This window comes from Dechloromonas sp. HYN0024, from assembly GCF_003441615.1.
Taxonomy (GTDB): Bacteria; Pseudomonadota; Gammaproteobacteria; order Burkholderiales; family Rhodocyclaceae; genus Azonexus.
The window spans coordinates 1157109-1173787 of the sequence record NZ_CP031842.1 but is presented as its reverse complement, the minus strand read 5'-3'; the positions used below and the strand labels follow the sequence as shown (position 1 = coordinate 1173787).

11 protein-coding genes, 8 tRNA genes and 1 pseudogene are annotated in these 16679 nt (G+C 60.0%); 12 read left to right on the top strand and 8 right to left on the bottom strand.

Annotated elements, in window-relative coordinates; all coding sequences use genetic code 11:
• Nucleotides 1-355: 355 nt before the first annotated feature.
• A tRNA-Val gene (locus HYN24_RS05620) sits at nt 356-430 on the bottom strand.
• A 96-nt stretch (nt 431-526) separates the two neighbouring features.
• On the opposite strand from HYN24_RS05620, the gene gltX reads away from it, so the two are divergent.
• The 9 genes from gltX (at nt 527) to HYN24_RS05575 (ending at nt 5377) form a co-directional block, all read left to right on the top strand.
• Nucleotides 527-1921 carry a glutamate--tRNA ligase gene (gltX, locus tag HYN24_RS05615; RefSeq protein ID WP_117608334.1) on the top strand — a complete coding sequence of 465 codons (1395 nt, stop codon included), beginning with the start codon at nt 527-529 and terminating at the stop codon, nt 1919-1921.
• A gap of 64 nt (nt 1922-1985) precedes the next feature.
• Nucleotides 1986-2061 (top strand) — tRNA-Ala (locus HYN24_RS05610).
• A 24-nt stretch (nt 2062-2085) separates the two neighbouring features.
• Nucleotides 2086-2161, top strand: a tRNA-Glu gene (locus tag HYN24_RS05605).
• A gap of 27 nt (nt 2162-2188) precedes the next feature.
• Nucleotides 2189-2265: transfer RNA gene (locus tag HYN24_RS05600), tRNA-Asp, on the top strand.
• A gap of 86 nt (nt 2266-2351) precedes the next feature.
• Nucleotides 2352-2427, top strand: a tRNA-Ala gene (locus tag HYN24_RS05595).
• A 31-nt stretch (nt 2428-2458) separates the two neighbouring features.
• A tRNA-Glu gene (locus HYN24_RS05590) sits at nt 2459-2534 on the top strand.
• A 12-nt stretch (nt 2535-2546) separates the two neighbouring features.
• Nucleotides 2547-2623, top strand: a tRNA-Asp gene (locus tag HYN24_RS05585).
• 115 nt (nt 2624-2738) lie between these two features.
• Nucleotides 2739-4187 carry a transglycosylase SLT domain-containing protein gene (locus HYN24_RS05580; protein ID WP_117608333.1) on the top strand — a complete coding sequence of 483 codons (1449 nt, stop codon included), beginning with the start codon at nt 2739-2741 and terminating at the stop codon, nt 4185-4187.
• A 29-nt stretch (nt 4188-4216) separates the two neighbouring features.
• A complete protein-coding gene (locus HYN24_RS05575) occupies nt 4217-5377 on the top strand; it encodes an IS30 family transposase (protein ID WP_117608264.1) in 1161 nt (386 codons plus the stop codon).
• Between the two features lie 69 nt (nt 5378-5446).
• Here the strand turns inward: HYN24_RS05575 and HYN24_RS05570 are convergent, their stop codons facing one another.
• The 6 genes from HYN24_RS05570 to HYN24_RS05545 all read right to left on the bottom strand — a co-directional run bounded on the left by HYN24_RS05570 (nt 5447) and on the right by HYN24_RS05545 (nt 11093).
• On the bottom strand, nt 5447-7423 hold the full coding sequence (locus tag HYN24_RS05570; protein ID WP_117608332.1) for an ABC transporter ATP-binding protein: 1977 nt from the start codon (nt 7421-7423) through the stop codon (nt 5447-5449).
• The gene (locus tag HYN24_RS05565) at nt 7424-8803 is read right to left on the bottom strand and encodes an ABC transporter permease (RefSeq protein ID WP_162888773.1); all 1380 of its coding nucleotides are present in this window, start codon (nt 8801-8803) and stop codon (nt 7424-7426) included.
• On the bottom strand, nt 8803-9780 hold the full coding sequence (locus HYN24_RS05560; RefSeq protein ID WP_117608330.1) for an ABC transporter permease: 978 nt from the start codon (nt 9778-9780) through the stop codon (nt 8803-8805). Before HYN24_RS05560 ends, HYN24_RS05565 begins: the two co-directional genes overlap by 1 nt.
• 136 nt (nt 9781-9916) lie before the next feature.
• Nucleotides 9917-10423, bottom strand: coding sequence for an OmpH family outer membrane protein (locus HYN24_RS05555; RefSeq protein ID WP_162888603.1), 507 nt, complete (start codon nt 10421-10423; stop codon nt 9917-9919).
• Nucleotides 10424-10589: 166 nt separating this feature from the next.
• On the bottom strand, nt 10590-10796 hold the full coding sequence (locus tag HYN24_RS05550; RefSeq protein WP_117608328.1) for a type II toxin-antitoxin system HicB family antitoxin: 207 nt from the start codon (nt 10794-10796) through the stop codon (nt 10590-10592).
• A 209-nt stretch (nt 10797-11005) separates the two neighbouring features.
• Nucleotides 11006-11093, bottom strand: a tRNA-Ser gene (locus HYN24_RS05545).
• A 27-nt stretch (nt 11094-11120) separates the two neighbouring features.
• Between HYN24_RS05545 and mltF the strand changes: the two genes are divergently transcribed.
• The gene (mltF, locus tag HYN24_RS05540) at nt 11121-12662 is read left to right on the top strand and encodes a membrane-bound lytic murein transglycosylase MltF (RefSeq protein WP_117608327.1); all 1542 of its coding nucleotides are present in this window, start codon (nt 11121-11123) and stop codon (nt 12660-12662) included.
• A gap of 5 nt (nt 12663-12667) precedes the next feature.
• On the opposite strand, the gene serS is transcribed toward mltF, so the two are convergent.
• Complete coding sequence (serS, locus tag HYN24_RS05535; RefSeq protein ID WP_117608326.1) at nt 12668-13951, bottom strand: serine--tRNA ligase; 1284 nt, start codon at nt 13949-13951, stop codon at nt 12668-12670.
• A 160-nt stretch (nt 13952-14111) separates the two neighbouring features.
• Here serS and HYN24_RS05530 point away from each other — a divergent pair, with 160 nt between their 5' ends.
• Together HYN24_RS05530 and HYN24_RS16105 are read left to right on the top strand one after the other, a co-directional pair.
• Nucleotides 14112-16271 (top strand): 4Fe-4S binding protein, encoded by a 2160-nt coding sequence (locus HYN24_RS05530; protein WP_117608325.1) that lies wholly within the window; start codon nt 14112-14114, stop codon nt 16269-16271.
• Between the two features lie 174 nt (nt 16272-16445).
• A pseudogene (locus tag HYN24_RS16105) lies at nt 16446-16637 on the top strand (IS5/IS1182 family transposase); the annotation flags it as partial.
• Nucleotides 16638-16679 lie beyond the last annotated feature (42 nt).

The window sequence follows — 16679 nt, the reverse complement described above, 5'->3', positions numbered from 1 at the left end:
CTTCGACTGCGAGTGGCGTCATGCAAACTTTGAACTTGGCGCCTGACTACCCCGTACATTGTCCAGTTCTGTCAGGCAATCAGTATCCGATACGGACTCGGATGAAGATCGCCCTCTCATCGCTATACAGTCGGCTTTGACTCATTGAGAGAGGCATCTACAAACTCCTAGCTGAGTGGGGACCGACGATTTAGTCATCGAACAGACCTGCCAATCGATGGGTACCGAATATCCGGATACCCCAAAAGCCAGCTTTTAGCGTAGATGCCTGACTCTTCGGCTACCTGCGCCGGGCATGAGGGCAACAAAAAACCCGCCGAGCCTTGCGCTGAGCGGGTTTCTGTTTTCTCTGAAGTGGTGGGCGGTACTGGGATCGAACCAGTGACCCCTGCCGTGTGAAGGCAGTGCTCTACCGCTGAGCTAACCGCCCACTTGAGAGGGGCGCATTTAACCACAAGTCACCAAGCCGGTCAAACGCGGGTCGGCTAGAATAGGACCCTTTGTTTACGCATAGATCACGCCTCCCATGAAGCCTGTCCGTACCCGTTTTGCTCCCAGCCCCACCGGTTATCTACATATTGGCGGCGCCCGCACCGCACTGTTTTCCTGGGCCTATGCCCGCCGCCACGGTGGCACCTTCATTCTGCGCATTGAAGACACCGATGTTGCCCGTTCGACACCTGAGGCCGTCCAGGCCATTCTCGACGGCATGCAATGGCTCGGTCTGGCGCACGACGAAGGCCCGTTCTACCAGATGCAGCGCATGGATCGCTACAAGGAGGTGATCGGTCAGATGCTGGCCGCCGGCACGGCCTACTACTGCTACACCAGCCGCGACGAACTCGATGCGCTGCGCGCCGAGCAGGAAGCCAAGAAGGAAAAGCCGCGCTACGACGGTCGCTGGCGCCCGGAGGCAGGCAAGACGCTGCCGCCCGCGCCGGCCGATATCCCGCCGGTTGTCCGCTTCAAGAACCCGAAGGATGGCGTCGTCGCCTGGGATGACCAGGTCAAGGGCCGCATCGAGTTTGCCAACGGCGAACTCGACGATGTGATCATCGCCCGCGCCGATGGCACCCCGACCTACAACTTCTGCGTCTGTGTGGACGACTGGGACATGGGCATCACCCACGTCATCCGTGGCGACGACCACGTCAACAATACGCCGCGCCAGATCAACATCCTGCAGGCATTGGGTGCCGAGATTCCGACCTATGCCCACCTTTCGATGATCCTCGGCGATGATGGCGCCAAACTGTCCAAGCGCCACGGCGCGGTGTCGGTCATGCAATATGACGAGGATGGATTCCTGCCCGAAGCGGTGATCAATTACCTGGCTCGCCTCGGCTGGTCGCATGGTGACGACGAGGTGTTTTCCCGCCAACAGTTCGTTGAATGGTTTGACCTTGATCACATCACGGCCTCGGCCGCCCAGTTCAATACCGAAAAGCTGCTGTGGCTGAACCAGCACTACATGAAACAACTGCCGCCGGCCGAACTGGCCGCCCAGGTCGAGGCCCGACTGACGGCGCGCGGCGTGGCGACCGGCAACGGCCCCGACCTCGCAAAGGCCGCTGCCTTGTATGTTGAGCGCTGCAACACCCTGAACATCCTGGCCGATGCACTGGAAGTGTTCTACGGGCAGGTCACGCCTAATCCGGAACTGCTCGCCCAGCACCTGGCCGACGAAGCCCGCCCCGCCCTGGCCGATTTCGCCGCCGGGATCGCCACGGTAGCCTGGGAAGCGCCTGCCATCGGCGCTCTGATCAAGGAAATGGTGACCAAACATGGCCTCAAGATGCCCAAGCTGGCCATGCCGCTGCGCGTCATCCTGACCGGCCAGGCGCAGACACCGGCGGTCGATGCGGTGATCACCCTGATCGGCCGTGACAAGGTGGCTGCGGCACTGGCCCCGTATCTCTAAATAATCGCGAAAGGCCCTTTACAAGGACCGGGACGGTCCCTATAATGCGGCCTTCTTTCGCGGCGGGGGTATAGCTCAGCTGGGAGAGCGCTTGCATGGCATGCAAGAGGTCCGCGGTTCGATCCCGCGTACCTCCACCAAAAGTGCGAAAGAAAACAGTCCGGGTCCCCATCGTCTAGAGGCCTAGGACACCGCCCTTTCACGGCGGTAACCGGGGTTCGAATCCCCGTGGGGACGCCAAGAATTTGGCAGTAAAGGTTTTAGCGCGGAGTGGTAGTTCAGTTGGTTAGAATACCGGCCTGTCACGCCGGGGGTCGCGGGTTCGAGTCCCGTCCACTCCGCCAACATATAAGAAGACCGGAGCACTCCGGTTTTTTTAGGTCAGAAGGCATTGCCTTCGGGCCAGATAGTTCGGCTGTGTCTCGATTGTGGGGGTATAGCTCAGCTGGGAGAGCGCTTGCATGGCATGCAAGAGGTCCGCGGTTCGATCCCGCGTACCTCCACCAAGCGCCGAACTAGGCAATACTGAAAGTCCGGGTCCCCATCGTCTAGAGGCCTAGGACACCGCCCTTTCACGGCGGTAACCGGGGTTCGAATCCCCGTGGGGACGCCAAGGTTTTAGCGCGGAGTGGTAGTTCAGTTGGTTAGAATACCGGCCTGTCACGCCGGGGGTCGCGGGTTCGAGTCCCGTCCACTCCGCCAACATTCAAGAGACCAGCCCCGGCTGGTCTTTTTCGTTCACCAGCCAAAAGTGGACTTTCCCCACCGGGGTATAATCGCCTTCTTAGTAGACCCAAAAGTGCCAGGAGCCCCATTCATGCAGCAGCGCAGCGTCCTGTCGCCAATCCGCCAGATATTTGCCGCAATGCTTGGCGCCGTGCTGTTGACGCTTGCCGCACCACTGCTCGCCGAAGGGCTGGATGCAACGAACTATCCGTCGCTGAGCATGCCCTCGCTGGCCGAACCCGGTCCAGCTTTCGACGATGCACTGACCGTCCACGAAATACGCCTGGCCCCACAACTGCCCGGCACCATCGATCTGACCGTTCATTCGACCAACCTGTGGGAGCGCATCCGCAACGGATTCGCGATGACCGACCTGAATGACGACCTGGTTCTCTATTACCAGCAGTGGTACCAGAACCGTCCCGATGCGCTGCGCCGCATGGTCTCCCGCAGCCGCCCATATCTTCACTACATTGTCGACGAACTCGAGGCCCGTGGCATGCCGACGGAAATCGCCCTGCTGCCCATGGTTGAGAGTTCGTTCAACCCGAACGCCTATTCGCCGGCCCATGCTGCCGGTCTGTGGCAGTTCATCCCGGCCACCGGCAAGCGCTTCAATCTCGAACAGAACTGGTGGCGCGATGAACGGCGCGATATCGTTTCGTCGACCGGCGCTGCTCTCGATTACCTGCAGGCCATCTACGACATGCATGGCGACTGGCACCTCGCCCTGGCCTCGTACAACTGGGGGGAAGGTGCCGTCAAACGCGCCGTTGGCAAGAACGAATCGCGCGGCCTGCCAACAGACTATCCCAACCTGACCATGCCGAACGAAACCCGGCATTACGTCCCCAAGTTGCAGGCATTGAAAAACATCCTCGGCAACCCGGCGCTGATCGCCCGCCTTGATCTGCCGATGATTCCCAACGAACCGTATTTCGCGACCCTCGAAACGCGCCGCCCGATGGACGTCAAGACAGCCGCCCGCCTGGCCAACATGAGTCTGGAAGAGTTCCAGCGCCTCAACCCGTCGCACAACCGCCCGGTCATCAAGGCATCAACCCCGGTCGTGATTCCGACGGACAAGCTTGACGCCTTCCGCAACAACCTGCAAAACACGCAGGCACCGCTCTCCCAGTGGCAAGCCTACACGCTGACCGCCCCCCAGCGACTCGACCGGATTGCCGCCAGCTTTGATACCACGGCGGGCGAACTGGCCCGCGCCAATGGCCTGTCCGAAAGAGTCCGGCTGGGTGCCGGCTCAACCTTGCTGGTCCCGGGCAGTGGCAATACGGCGAGCCTGAACAATCTGCTCAATACTTCGACCCCGCAGCACATCATCGAGCCGGAACGCTCAGCCCGTTGCGGCAAGGCCGGCAAGGGCAAGACAGCAAAGAAATGCGGCAGCGGCGAACCGCGCGCGACCAAGGCGGGAGCAAAGGCGGCGGGAAAGCCTGGCCATGGCGGCACCAGGGCGGCAAAGACCAAGGTGGGTGGCAGTAAAGCTGTGCGGATTCAACCGGTGGATGCAACACACTAGAATCTGCGTAAGCAGAAGGAGTGTTGCCAATGAAACAGAGAACCCGGATCTATTACACGGATAGCCAGAAGGCGCTGATGTGGGAACGCTGGCGCAAGGGCGACTCACTACAACAAATCGCCCAGCTCTTTGATCGAAATCACTCATCGGTTCAGGGAATCCTGGCCGAGACTGGCGGGATAACTCCGGCACTGCGATGTCGCTCCAAACGGGCATTGACACTTTCCGACCGGGAAGATATTTCGCGAGGTTTAGTTGCGGGCTGTTCCATCCGTGCGCTCGCTACTCAATTGAGGAGAGCGCCGTCCACCGTCAGTCGTGAAGTCAACCGCAATGGTGGCCGGGAGTGTTACCGAGCGACTCAAGCCGACCAGGCAACCTGGGCTCGGGCACTTCGCCCCAAGCCTTGCAAACTGGCTGAGAACCCTGAGCTGGCGCATATAGTGGCGAACAAGCTGCATTCGCTGTGGTCACCAGAACAGATTGCTGGCTGGCTCAAGCGGACCAACCCAGACAATGCGAGTCATCAGGTGTCACACGAGACTATCTATCGCACCCTCTATATTCAAACCCGAGGCGCTCTGAAGAAGGAGTTGCTGGCGTATTTGCGGCGGACGCGAGCCATGCGCCGCTCTCGCCATCACACACAAAAGACTGGCGATCACGGCCGAATCGTCGATGCTGTGTCAATCAGCGAACGGCCGGCCACGGCTGATGATCGGGCGGTGCCGGGGCACTGGGAAGGTGATCTGCTGTGCGGCAGCAAGAACAGTCAGATTGCGACGCTCGTCGAACGTCAATCGCGCTACCTGATGCTGGTCAAGCTCTCCGGCAAAGATACCGGGACCGTCACCAACGCCCTGATCAAAAACGCTCGTAAGTTGCCGCAAGAGCTCTACAAATCGCTGACCTGGGACCGGGGCAAGGAAATGGCTGGCCACAAGCGATTCACGCTGGCGACGGATATCCAAGTCTATTTCTGCGACCCCCATCACCCTTGGCAACGTGGAACGAATGAGAATACAAATGGACTGTTGCGCCAGTTTTTCCCAAAGGGAATTGACCTGTCCCCCTATTCGCAAGCGAAGCTGAGTGCCATTGCCCGGAAACTGAATGAGCGCCCTCGGAAAACACTAAACTACGAAACACCGGCACAACGTTTTTACCAAACCGTTGCATCCACCGGTTGAATCCGCATGTCAAAGCTGCCAGTGCAACCAAGCCGGCTCACGGCAAGCGCCGCTGATACAAGCAACAATTCAGCCGATCAAATGACAGCTGACACGATGCGTTCCTGAGATACCTCTCACCGTCGGGTAGTGCTGGCGGCAAACTACCATCGCCTGCGGACAACGCGGATGGAAATGGCAGCCACCAGGCGGATTGGCCGGCGACGGCGTTTCGCCGGCTAGCCGAATGATGGTCGTCGGCCCGGCCAGGCGGGGCACGGGCACCGCCGAGAGCAGGGCTTGCGTATAGGGATGCCGTGGCGTGCGCAAGACTTCCTCCGCCCTCCCCTGCTCGACAATACGACCGAGATACATGACGGCAACGTCGTGAGCCAGATATTCGACCACGGCGAAGTTATGGGTAATGAACAGGTAGGCGACGCCGAGTTCGGCCTGCAGCTTCTTCAGCAAATTGAGGATTTGCGCCTGGACAGAAACATCGAGCGCCGAGGTGGGCTCGTCGCAGATGAGCAGCTCCGGCTGAACGGCCAGCGCACGGGCGATGGCGATACGTTGGCGCTGACCACCCGAAAACTCGTGCGGATAGCGGCCAACCGCCTCCCCCGACAATCCGACCTGCTGCAGCAAAGCCACAACAGCTTGAGTGGTCGCCCCTGGCTCGGTCGCGACCCCGAGCGCCCCCATCCCTTCGGCGATAATTTCGCCAACGCGCAGACGCGGATTGAGCGAGGCAAACGGGTCCTGAAAAATCATCTGCATATGTCGGCGCGCATCGCGCAACCGTCGTCCCTTCAGGCCGACCAATTGGCTGCCGCCCAGCGCAACGCTACCAGCGGTCGGCCGGATCAACTGGAGCAAAGCCTTGCCAACCGTCGTCTTGCCACAACCGGATTCGCCAACCAGGGCCAGCGTGCGCCCGGCCGAAATGGCCAGGGAAACCCCGTCGACCGCCCGCACATGGCCCACCGTTCGTTGCAGGAAACCCTTGCGGATGGGGAAATGCACCTTGAGATCACTGACCTGGAGAAATGGCCTTCCCGGTTCAATATCAAGCTCGGTCACCGCATGGCGGCCAGCATCATCGGCGACTGCCTCTCCCTGCCAGTGGCAGCGCACGGTGTGGCCGTCGGCAACCTCGCGCCAGGGCGGCGAAACCTCACGACAAACGGACATAACCTGCGCACAGCGGTCGGCAAAGCGGCAGCCAGAAGGCATCGCTGCCAAGGATGGCACCTGGCCGGGGATGGTGGTCAGCTTGAGGCCCCGCCGGGAAACTTCCGGCAGCGCCGCGAACAGGGCCTGCGTATAGGGGTGTTTCGGGCATGAGAAAAACGCCTCGCGGCTGGCCACTTCGACCAGTTCACCGGCATACATGACGCCAATGCGGTGCGCCATGCGGGCAACCACGCCAAGATCGTGAGTGATGAGCAACATGCCCATGCCCCGGTCAGCCTGCAACTTGGCCAGCAAATCGAGTATCTGCGCCTGCACGGTGACATCCAGCGCGGTGGTCGGCTCGTCGGCGATCAGGAGTTCCGGCTCGCCGGCCAGGGCGATGGCTATCATGACGCGCTGCTTCATGCCCCCCGAAAGCTGGAAAGGGTATTCCGTCAGGCGGCGCTCGGGATCGGCGATGCCGACCTGACGCAGGAGGTCAACCATGCGCCCGTTCGCCGCTTCGCCGCGCAGGCCGAGGTGACGTTCGAGCACCTCGCTGATCTGCCGACCGACGGTCAGTACCGGGTTGAGGCTGGTCGCCGGCTCCTGGAAAATCATTGCCATGCGGCCGCCGCGCCAGACACGCATGTCGGCTTCGGAAAGACCCAGCAGTTCCGTGCCTTCCAGTCTGACCTCTCCGGCGAGGATCCGCCCGGCGGCAGGCAACAGTCGCATGATGCCCTGCGCCGTGGCCGATTTGCCACAGCCCGATTCACCGAGCAGGGCAAAGGTCTGACCAGCGGAAATCGCGAAGGAAATACCGTCCACAGCAGCCAGCGTAGCTTTACCGGCGGCGAAACCCAAACGGAGATTGTCCACCTTCAACATTTATGCAGCCCTCGGGTCGAATGCATCGCGCACGGCATCGGCAAACAGATTGGCGGCCAGGACGAGAATGAACATGGCCGAAAAAGCCGCAGCCAGTGACCACCAGACAACGGGATCTCGACCCAGCTCGAGACGGGCGCTGTTGATCATCGTGCCAAAGCTGGTCATGGTCGGATCGACGCCAATACCGACGTAGGAGAGCACGGCCTCGGCCAGCACCAGCCCGGAAAAGTCCATGACCAGGGCGATGATGACGATATGCATGAGGTTGGGCAGGATGTGGCGGATGATGATGCGCCAGTTCGACACGCCGAAAGCCTGCGCCGCCTGAATGTATTCGAGTTCGCGCAACTTCAGCGTCTCGCCGCGCAGCAACCGACACAACCCCGTCCAGCTGGTGATGCCGAGAATGAAACAGAGTGCCAGCAGCCGCAGATCGGCCCGTTCGGCCGCCGTCGAGAACCACTCGGGATGGGTATCGATGACCACCTGCATCATGAGCACGGCGGCGGCAATCAGCAGGACACCTGGAATCGAGTTGAGGACGGTATAAATGTACTGGATCAGGTCATCGACCCAGCCGCGAAAATAGCCGGCAACAATGCCGAGCAGCACCGCCATGGGCAACATGACGAGGGTCGTGACAAGACCGATGATCAGCCCGGTTCGAACGCTCTTGAGAATCTGATAAAGCACGTCTTGGCCAACCTTGTCAGTGCCGAAGACATGGTAACGGCCGGAAAGCCAGAATAGGGGCACACTGACCAGCACGATGACGAGCAGCGTGAGCAGGACAGCATCCCAGGCAAAGCCCGTCTGCCCCGCCAGGGTTACCTGACCCTGGCGCCGGGTGCCTGCCACCACCAGGCCAAACACCCCCAGCCAGCCGACAAACGCCAGCAGACATGCCCGGAAAGCCGTGAAACCAACATCCTCGGCGACCTCACCCTCCCGCTCACCGAGATGCTGGCCACCGTGCTTGAGGCGCGGATAGTCGCGCACCGACCCCTGCCCCGGCACATCGATGGTCTCCTTGGCGTAGAGCCGGGTGGCGAAAGGGGCTGAATAGGTTTTTTCATTGCGCGAACGGAGTGGCGCCGCCAGCGCATCAAGCACCGACAGCACTTCGACCGCATAGACCGCCTTCTTGCCCGGCTTGCTCTCCAGTTGCGCCCGGTAATGCAGCGAATCGAGCAGGCCGATGAGAATGAAGGCCAGCAACACCGTCGCCGAGGCCATGCCCACCCGGCTCGCCCCGACTCGTCGCCAGGCAGCCAGCAAGGGCGGGCTCTTCGCAATCAGCATGGCAACCCCGATGGCGGCAGCGACGAGCAACCAGATCAACCCATCCGACCAGAGAACAACAATCTGAAAGCCCATCATTCGAAACGTATCCGCGGGTCGACCAGAGTGTAGGAAATATCGGTCAGGATCAGTCCGACGATATAAAGCACCGAGCCGATGAAGACCATGGAACGTACCACCGAGAAATCCTGGGCGTTGATCGCATCGATGGTGTAGCTGCCGAGGCCGGGGATGCCGAAGAAGGATTCGGTCAGCAGCGAACCCATGAAGAGCAGCGGAATGACCACGACGACGCCGGTCAGGATGGGAATAAGCGCATTGCGCAGGATGTGGCGGAAGAAGACCAGCGTCTCCGGCAAGCCCTTGGCGCGGGCCGTCCGCACGTAATCCTTGCCCACCTCTTCAAGAAAGATCGTCCGGTACCAACGCGTCGACGAGCCGATGCCCGAGACGACGCCGATCACCACCGGCAAAATCAGGAAACGCCACGCTTCCAGCCCGGCCCCAAAACCGGAAATGGGCACCAGCCGCCACAGCTTGCTGATCATGTATTGCCCACCGATGATGTAGAACAGTCCTGAAATGGACATCGCCGCGACGCACAGCACAACGCCCCAGAAATCAAAGGCAGTGGCGCGGAAGAAAGCCAGGGTCAGCGCCAGCGTGATCGTCACAAACAGACCAAGGATGAAGGTGGGCAAGGCAATGGCTAGGGAAGGCAGCATCCGGCTACCAATTTCGCGGGCGATGTCCCGGCCATCCTCAGCCCGGCCAAAATCGCCGACAAACATGCGCGCCGATTTTTCAAAGAAAATGGTATTGGTCACGACTGACAATCCAGCCCCCTCACCATTGACCAGCAGCGGCTTGTCGTAACCACGCTCGGCCTTCCATTTCTCGATAGCCTCTGGCGTTACGCGCTTCACCCCCAACTGCATGCGGGCCATGTCATCAGGGGTGTTAACGACAAAGAAAAGGGCAAAAGTAAGGAGATTCACCCCGATCAGGATGGGGAGCGCATAGAGCAGGCGGCGGACGATGTAAGCTAGCATTGGCCAGATTATGCCAAGAGCTGGCGTCCAGAGGTAAAGGCAAAATCGACAGGCATGGCAGGGACCCTTGGCACTGGCCGGAGGTGGCTGGTCCGAAGACAAAAAAGGCCGGGAAGAATCCGGCCTTGGTTCGGGCTTAGTCCCCGGTCAACTTCTTGATGACTTTATCGGTGATATCGACTCGGCCACTCACCGCGACAGCCTCCTGCAGGATCAGATCCCAGTTTTCGGCCTTGGCCAGTTCGACGATGGCCAGATTGGCTTTCTCAAGAATCGCCGAGGTCTCTTCGTTCTGGCGAATTTTCAGATCTTCCTGAAAGACTTGCTCACGACGCTGCAAGGCCACCGCCACCTCGTTCAGTTCCGCCTCCCTGACTCGCCGCTGACTGTCAGAAAGCGTCCTGGCCTTCTCGGCGAGTGCTGCCTGACGCGATTTCAGGTCATTCTCCAGGCGCAGAAGTTCCTGCCGGCGACCATCGAACTCGTCCTGCATTTTCTTGCTGACCTTGATAGCCGCAGGTGCCTCGCGGAAGACGCGCTCCAGATTGACGAATCCGATCTTCAATTCATCGGCATGGACAGCCATGGAAACCGGCCCAGTGAGCAGACAGGACAGCAGTACGCGCTGTAATCCCTTGAGCATGAAGCACCTCAGCATTAGAAACAGGAACAATAGATAGAGCCAAATGTCACTCCGCTAACCAACGAGCGGCAAAACTACCAAGTGCACATTATCCGTTACTGGAAATCAAAACTCACATCCCTGACAAAAATTGACCTTTCGCCCCAGCTGAGCGCAGTCCCCGATTCTAAAGCGATTCACTCGCCTCATCGTTGCCACTGAGACGCCTGTCGAGACGCTCATCGGGATTGGCAAAATAGCAGTTAAGCGCCTCCTTGAGGTTCTCTACCGCCTCACTCTTGGTCAGGCCATCCGTTGAAATATCCAGTTCGATACAACGTGCGACGAAAACGCCGTCCTCCAGATCAACCGTGAAATTTAGTTTTTCAGCCATGGGCACACCCTGCAGTCGTTTCCTTGGCGGACAGGCAGGCCCGACCAAGCAGCAAATTTACATTAATAAATATTTCCCGCCTTCTCAGAGGGAGGCCACAAAGGTAGAGTGCGCGTCTTACATTGTTTCGCTAACGCACTACCCACCATCGTACCCGCCGCCAAGGGCAATAAAAAAGCGCCCCGAAAGGCGCTTGATTAGTTGGTCGCTGGCGGAGAGGGTGGGATTCGAACCCACGGTACCTTGCAGTACGCCTGATTTCGAATCAGGTACATTCGACCACTCTGCCACCTCTCCGCAGCGGCCGGCATAATAGCACAACAGATGCACTGGATAAAACGTCTATCACTGCTAGTTTCATGTTTTTTTATCGTCAGCTGTGGCGACGTCGGTTCACGCCTGCCATTTCCGACGCCCGGCCGGCAGGATCTGGTGGTCCTCACCCAGCCCGGCCTGCTGACCTACGATACCGATGACAACGATAATCCGGTCGGTCTTGAATACGATCTGGCCCAGGCTTTTGCCCAGGAACTCGGGGTATCCGTCAGGTTCGAGGTGGCCGAACCGGGCGAACTCGAAGCCAGTCTGGCCAGGGGAAAATATCACCTCGCCGCCGCCTGGCTCCCGCCGAGCCGCGACCCGGACGTTCAGGCAACACCACCGATCTTTCTGACGCGCGACATTCTCGTTCAGCACGACGCTTCGCTCCCGCTCGCCGAACCGGGGCAACTGGTCGGCAAGGAAATCCATGTCTTGGCCGGCTCGCGTCAGGCGGCGACGCTGCATCGACTGGGTGGAGCCATGCCGGGCATCAAGGTTATCGAATTCGCCGATGGCGACATCCTCGACCTGCTCGATAACCTTGGCAGCCAGCGCATTCACTACGTCGCCATCGACGAAACCTTTGCTGACATCGCCAACCAGTTCGTCCCCAACCTGCGGACCTCCCTGCCTCTGAGCGAGGCAAGTCCGGTTGTCTGGCAACTGGGCAATCATCCCAACCCGGAACTGCGGGCCAGGCTCAATGCGTTTATTGAGCGTGTCCAGCACGATGGCACGCTGGCTCGACTGGAGGACCGCTATCTCGGGCATGTCCGCCGACTGACGCAGACAGACGTCACCAAATTCCTCGGCGAGATGGAAACCACCCTGCCCAAGTTCCGCAAGTTCTTCCACGCTGCCCAGGCGCTGACCGGCATCGACTGGCGGCTGATCGCTGCCGTTTCCTACCACGAGTCGAATTGGGACCCGAACGCCACCAGCTACACCAATGTACGCGGCATCATGATGCTCACCGAAGACACGGCTGACCGACTGCAGGTCAGCAACCGCCTCGACCCGAGCGAAAGCATTCTGGCTGGGGCGCGCTACATCAATCTGCTCAAGGAACAGCTACCGGAGGATGTCGAGGAACCGGACCGAACCTGGCTGGCGCTCGCCGCCTACAACATCGGGCCAGGCCATTTCAACGGTGCCCGCCAACTGGCGAAGCAGCTCAAAGCCGACCCCAATTCGTGGTACGACATGAAGCGGGTGCTGCCCAAGCTGGCCCAACCGAAGTATTACCAGCAGTTGAAATCGGGTCGGGCACGGGGGGGAGAGGCTGTCATGCTGGTCGAGAACATCCGCAGCTATTACGACATCCTGCAGCGCAATGCGGAGCCCTTCGCGCCGACGCCGTCAGCTGCCGAAGGCCTGAAACGGCTGGTCATCGAGATTGAAGAGCGGCGCAAGGCTTACGTCAAACGGATCACCACAGCCAAATCAATCTCGGTCACCGAGAAAAATGATGGCAGCAGCGAAAGACTGCGCCTGCCGACCATCGGGCAGGACCTCAGTCCTCCCCGCCCGGCCGACAAGGAATAACCGACTCAGCCGGCCGAGATGACTTCCAGGCCACCCATGTAGGGCCGCAGGACGGCAGGAACGGTAACGCTGCCATCGGCGTTCTGGTTGTTTTCGAGAATCGCCACCAACGTGCGACCAACGGCCAGCCCGGAACCATTCAGTGTGTGGCACAACTCCGGCTTGTTCTTGTCGTTGCGGAAACGCGCCTGCATGCGCCGGGCCTGGAAGGCGCCGAAGTTGGAGCAGGAGGAAATCTCGCGGTAGGTATTCTGGGCCGGCAGCCAGACTTCAAGGTCATAGGTCTTGGCGGCAGAGAAGCCCATGTCACCCGAACACAGGGCCATGCGGCGATACGGCAGTTCGAGTTTTTCGAGAATGATTTCGGCGTGGCGGGTCAGCGCCTCGTGCGCCTCGGCGGATTGCTCGGGATGAACCACCTGAACCAACTCGACCTTGTCGAACTGGTGCTGGCGAATCATGCCGCGCACGTCGCGCCCGCCGGAGCCGGCTTCGGAACGGAAGCACGGGGTATGGCAGACGAACTTGAGGGGCAGTGCCTCGGCGGCAATGATTTCATCGCGCACGATGTTGGTGACCGGCACTTCGGCAGTCGGGATGAGATAGAGCGGGTCCTGGTCGCCGCGCAGCACCTTGAATAGATCTTCCTCGAATTTTGGCAGCTGGCCGGTGCCGTAGAGGCTGGCCGCATTGACGAGGTAAGGGGCATAGAGTTCGGTATAGCCGTGATCGGCCGTGTGGGTGTCGAGCATGAACTGGGCGAGCGCCCGGTGCAGACGGGCCAGGCCCCCCTTGAGCAGCGAAAAGCGCGAACCGGCAATCTTGGCGGCGGTGGTGAAATCGAGCTGGCCGAGCTGTTCGCCCACATCGGTGTGGTCCTTGACCGGAAAATCGAAGCTGCGCGGCGTGCCCCAGCGCTTGATCTCGACATTGCCCGTTTCATCAGATCCCACTGGTACGGATTCGTCGGGAATATTGGGCAGCGCAGCCAGAATGGCATTGAAACGCTCCAGCAACTCGCCCAGGCGAACTTCAGACGCCTTCAGTTCGTCACCGATGGCACCAACTTCGGCCATTACACCCGATGCATCCTCGCCCTTGCCCTTCAACATCCCGATCTGCTTCGAGAGCGAATTACGCTGCGCCTGCAGTTCCTGCGTCCGGGTCTGCAGCGTCTTGCGTTCGGCTTCGAGGGCCGAGAATTCGGTGAAATCGATCGGCTTGCCGCGCTTAGCCAGGCCAGCGGCGACGGCATCGAGATTGGAGCGAAGTTGTTGGATGTCGAGCATGGTGCACCTGCGTATTGGTCAGCCCGTCATTATACGCGAGTGACCAGACAAGCCGGGACCCGCCGGGCTCAGCATAGTCAGCACAAAGACGCGATTTTATGTACCATCAGGCTCATAAAAAAATCCTTCCGAAATTGCCCGCGCACTCTCGGAGACCGCAATGGAAAATCCATTTCCCGTTGCCCGGCATTGGCGCAGCCAAGCCGGATCGTTCTTTCGCCGTATCGCCGCGACCTGTCTTGTCGGCATCCTTCCGCTGGCCCAGGCCGGCGACCTGAGCAAGGCCGACATCGAGCGGCGCTTCCTGCCGCCACTGCACGTTCAGGAAAAACTCAGCCAGATTCCTGCCTGGCCGCTGACCAGTGAACTGGAGCCAGAGGGCGGGCCGGTCGGCTATGTTTTCGAATCCATCGATCTTGCCCCCATCCCCGGCTTCGAAGGCACGCCGATGAATTTCCTGGTCTCGATCGACCGCAAGGGAAATTTCATCAATGTCGAACTGCTGCGCCAGCACGAACCGGTCTTTCTTGGCGGACTGGGCGAAGCACCCCTGCGCGAATTCGTCACCCAGTACGCCAACCGCAATATCAAGCAGCAGTTCCTGATCGCCCTTAACGCCGCCCGCAACCACGCCGGTCCAACCGACCTGCGCAGCGACCAGACAACACTCGACGGTGTCGCCAAGGCGACCGCCTCGGTGCGCATCGTCAACCAGAGCGTGCTCGGTGCCGCCCTCGAAGTAGCCCGCGCCAAACTTGGTTTTGCCGACCGCAGCAAACGTGGCCCGGCGGCGCAGATACGTAACGATGTCGCCGAACCGGTAGCCTTTGCCGAGATGTTGAAAAACGGCATGGTCGGCCACCTGCGCCTGAGCAATGCCGAGGTTGAAAAGCTGTTCGCCGGAACCGAGGGGGCCGAAGTCGATGAAGACGGCCTCGCCCTGCCCGATAGCGTGTTCACTGACATCTACATTGCCTATCTGAACACCCCGAGCATCGGCCGCGCCATCCTCGGCGACGCCCAGTACAAGGAGGCGATGGGGCGCAATTTCGAGAATCGTCACCTGTGGTGGATCGCGTCGGCCGGACGCTATCCGATTGTCGACGACAATTTTGTACCGGGCGGACAGTCGTCACGCCTGAGCATGGGCCAGGACGGCTTCTTTCTCGAACTGCGCGATCAGGGCTTCGAGCCCAAGGACATTGCCGGGCCGCCCGATCTCAATACCTCACGGCTCTTTGGCGTCTATGCCGAAGCCGGCCTCGACCCGGGCCGTCCGCTTGATCTGACCCTGACCATCACCCGCGCCAAAGGGATGATCCTGCCCACCCTGACCCACCAGAAAGTCAGCCTCAAGTACGCCCCGCCCAACCACCTGTTCACCTACCCGCCGGAACCGCTGCCGGAATGGCTGCTGGCCTGGCAGCAACGCTGGCTCGACCTGTGCATCCTGAGCGCCGCGCTGATCGGACTCAGCCTTGTCCTGGCCCGCCCCCGCTGGATTTCTGTGAGCGCCAGCCGCCTTCGAATCTTCCGCCTCGGCTTTCTTGCCTTCACGCTGATTTACGTCGGCTGGATCATTCAGGGGCAGCTTTCCATCGTTCAGGTGACCGGCGCGATCAAGTCGCTGAAATCCGGCCAGGGGCTTTCGAGCTTTCTGTACGACCCGATTTCGCTCCTGCTCATCGCCTTCACGCTGGTCAGCTTTTTTATCTGGGGCCGTGGCACATTCTGCGGCTGGCTCTGCCCCTTTGGCGCCCTGCAGGAATTCATCGGCCGGCTAGCCCGCCGGCTACACCTGCCGCGCCTGCACATTCCCCTGGCCATCGCCAAGCGGCTGGAATTGGGTCGCTACGTAGCCCTTGCCGGGCTCGTCGGCGCCGCCCTCTTCCTGCCCCACCAGGGCGAAAGCCTCAACGAACTGGAACCCTTCAAAACCGCCATCACCGTAGGTTTCGACCGCAGTTGGCCTTTTGTCGCCTACGCCGGCGGCCTGCTCCTCCTGGGGGCCTTCTATTACAAATTTTTCTGCCGCTTCATTTGCCCGCTCGGTGCCGTAATGTCGCTTGGCGGCCAACTCCGCCGCTTCGACTGGCTGACCCGGCGCATCGAATGCGGCAAACCCTGCCAGAGCTGCAAGGCCAAATGCGCCTATGACGCTATCGAACCAAGCGGTGATATCCGCTACGACGCCTGCTTCCAGTGCCTGGACTGCGTCGGCATCTACCACGATGCCAAACGCTGCCCGGTCATGCTTTATGAGAAGAAAGGGCTGGTCTTGACCCCAAAAGGCGTCATGAACGTCAAGTCAAGCGAATGATTACGAAATCGAGCTGTGTTGACCACTGAATCTCATGCGATCTAACGTGACGAGATCATCAACTTGACCTGCCCGAGTAGAACGGCAGCAGTGTGCCTATTCTGTTGAAAAACACCCCGTAGGGAAGGCTGCATGGTAAAATATGCGTATCGCATACGCATTGATGGTGCCGTGATGATGGGTCAACAGAGCGGAAGTCAGGATCGACTGTTTTATTCGTTTGACCTGGAAAGTTTCGTTCCTCCGAATCATCTATTGCGAGGTATCGACCAATGCCTCGACTTTGGCTGGCTTCGCCAGCGTCTGGCCAGTCACTACAGCCATACAGGGCGTCCTTCGATTGCCCCTGAACTGATGATCAGAATGTACCTTTAGCACGCGATTTCACTCTGTTTAATGCCTAAATTT